Source organism: Kitasatospora sp. NPDC007106 (genome assembly GCF_040634455.1).
GTDB lineage: Bacteria > Actinomycetota > Actinomycetes > Streptomycetales > Streptomycetaceae > Kitasatospora > Kitasatospora arboriphila.
In genome coordinates this window covers 1-2,385 of sequence record NZ_JBEYFP010000865.1, presented here as the reverse complement: position 1 = coordinate 2,385, position 2,385 = coordinate 1, and the positions used below count along the sequence as shown (strand labels likewise).

3 protein-coding genes are annotated in these 2,385 nt (G+C 76.8%); all 3 read left to right on the top strand.

Features of this window, described 5'->3' with window-relative positions; all coding sequences use genetic code 11:
* Nucleotides 1-313: 313 nt before the first annotated feature.
* Nucleotides 314-502: a hypothetical protein gene (locus ABZ641_RS33380; RefSeq protein WP_359987979.1), complete on the top strand. Its 189-nt coding sequence runs from the start codon at nt 314-316 to the stop codon at nt 500-502.
* A gap of 112 nt (nt 503-614) precedes the next feature.
* Nucleotides 615-1,859, top strand: coding sequence for a MalY/PatB family protein (locus ABZ641_RS33375; RefSeq protein ID WP_344627341.1), 1,245 nt, complete (start codon nt 615-617; stop codon nt 1,857-1,859).
* Nucleotides 1,860-2,038: 179 nt separating this feature from the next.
* Nucleotides 2,039-2,179, top strand: coding sequence for a hypothetical protein (locus ABZ641_RS33370; RefSeq protein ID WP_359987975.1), 141 nt, complete (start codon nt 2,039-2,041; stop codon nt 2,177-2,179).
* Nucleotides 2,180-2,385 lie beyond the last annotated feature (206 nt).

Genomic DNA, 2,385 nt, shown 5'->3' with positions numbered 1-2,385 from the left:
CCCCGGACGTCCCACCGCCGCCCACCGCAGCCCCCGGACCGGCGGCGGTGGGACCTCCTCGCCACCCGCATCCGCCCGGAACACCGCCCCGCGCACCGGTGCACTCCCCGCAACCGTCACGACCGCCGCCGCTACGACCCCGAGCACGGCCTCGCCGTCTCCGAACTCCTCTTCGACCTGCCGTTCCAGCCCGGCCGGTCCGCGGTCGTCGAGTACAGCTACGCCTACCCGCAGGCCGGGCCCGCCACCCAGTACGAGCGGATGGTCCGCTTCCCCGGCAAGCACCTGGTGCCGCGCCCGCTTCGACGGCCGGATGCTCCCCGGCGGCTGCCGGCTCGCCTGGCGCCCCTGCCGCGACGCCCCGCCGCAGGGACCGGAGGAACTGCGCATCTCGCCGACCGGCCAGGCCTGCGCCGTCCTGCCCGCCACCGACCCCGGCGTCTACGGCCTGTACTGGGAGTGGGGCGACGACCCCCTCCCGGACGGGCCGCCCACGCACTGACCGCCGCCCGCACCGCAGGTTCTCCCGCCGTGCCGCGGGGAAGGCATCACAGCGGGCGGCCGACCCGGCCGCAGCCACGACCGCCGCCACCCCCTCGGCAGGAGAGCACCGCGTGACCGGACCCACCGAGCAGACAGCCGCCGAGCGCGCCGACGGCGAGCGGACGGACCCGCTCGTCCGGCTCTCCCTGGACGACCTCCGCCGGCGCACCAGCATGAAGTGGCGCGCCCACCCCGAGGACGTGCTGCCGCTCTGGGTCGCCGAGATGGACGTCCCGCTCGCCCCCGCCGTCGCCGAGGCCCTGCACCGCGCCGTCGACCTCGGTGACACCGGCTACCCGTACGGCACCGGCTACGCCGAGGCACTCGCGGCCTTCGCCGCCGAACGCTGGAAGTGGGACGGCCTGCGGATCGAGCACACCGCCCTCGTCCCCGACGTCATGCTGGGCATCGTCGAAACGCTCCGCCTGGTCACCCTGCCCGGCGACGCGGTCGTCCTCTGCCCGCCGGTCTACCCGCCGTTCTACGCCTTCGTCGGCCACGACGGCCGCCGCATCGTCGAGGCACCGCTCGGCCCCGACCTGCGCCTCGACCCCGCCGCCCTGGACGAGGCCTTCCACCGGGCCCGCAGCGGCGGCCGGCGCGCCGCCTTCCTGATGAGCAACCCGCACAACCCCACCGGCACCGTGCACACCCGCGCCGAACTGGAGACGGTCGCCGCACTCGCCCGCGACCACGGCGTCCGGGTGGTCTCCGACGAGATCCACGCACCGCTGGTGCTGCCCGGGGCCCACTTCACCCCCTACCTGAGCGTGCCCGGCGCCGAGAACGCCTTCGCCCTGACCTCCGCCTCCAAGGCCTGGAACCTGGCCGGCCTCAAGTGCGCCCTGGCCGTGGCGGGCCCCGAGGCCGCCGACGACCTGCGCCGGATGCCCGAGGAGGTCGGCCACGGCCCGAGCCACCTCGGGGCGATCGCCCACACCGCGGCGTTCCGCGACGGCACGCACTGGCTCGACGACCTGCTCACCGGACTCGACGCCAACCGCACCCTGCTCGGGCAGCTCGTCGCCGACCACCTCCCCGGCGTGCGGTACCGCCGGCCCGAGGGCACCTACCTCGCCTGGCTGGACCTCACCCACCTCGGCCTGCACGACGACACCCCCGCCGGAAGTCCCGGCGTGGTCGGCGACCTGGCCGGCCCGGCCCGGATGTTCCTCGACGAGGCCCGGGTCGCCCTCAGCTCCGGCCACGTGTTCGGCACCGGCGGCGAGGGCTGCGTCCGGCTGAACTTCGCGACCCCGCCGGCCGTCCTGCGGGAGGCACTGGCCAGGATGGGAGGGGCCCTGCGGCCGCGCTGACCGGCGGTCGGCCCGCGGCCCGGCGCTCCACGAGCTCGTACAGGTGCCCGTTCGGCGCCCGAAAGTGCGCGTACCGCTCCAACGCGTTCTCCGAGACCGCGCCGACCGGCACGCCCGCGGCCCGCAGCTCGGCGAGCGCCCCGGCCAGGTCGTCGACCAGGAAGCCCACCGACCGGTCGGTGTCGCCCGTCCCGCCCGGCGAGGCCACCGCGAAGGCCGAGCCGTCCGGCAGCCGGAACAGCTCCGCCTCCACCCCGTCGACCGCGGCCGGGGCCAGGCCCGGCGTCTCCCGCAGGAACCGCGCCGTCGCCGCACGGTGACCGGTCGAGGTGCCCGCGAAGACCAACCCGAGGATGCGCACCCCCGCACGGTACGCGACCGCCGCGGCCCGTCGAGCGGGACTTCCTCGCCGCCGCCGACGAGACCGTCGGCTGGGACCCGACCGGGGTGCTCGACCCCGCGCTCCGGGCACCCGGCTGACCCGGGCCGCGACGCGACGCGCGGTCAGCCGCGCGGGACGGCGAAG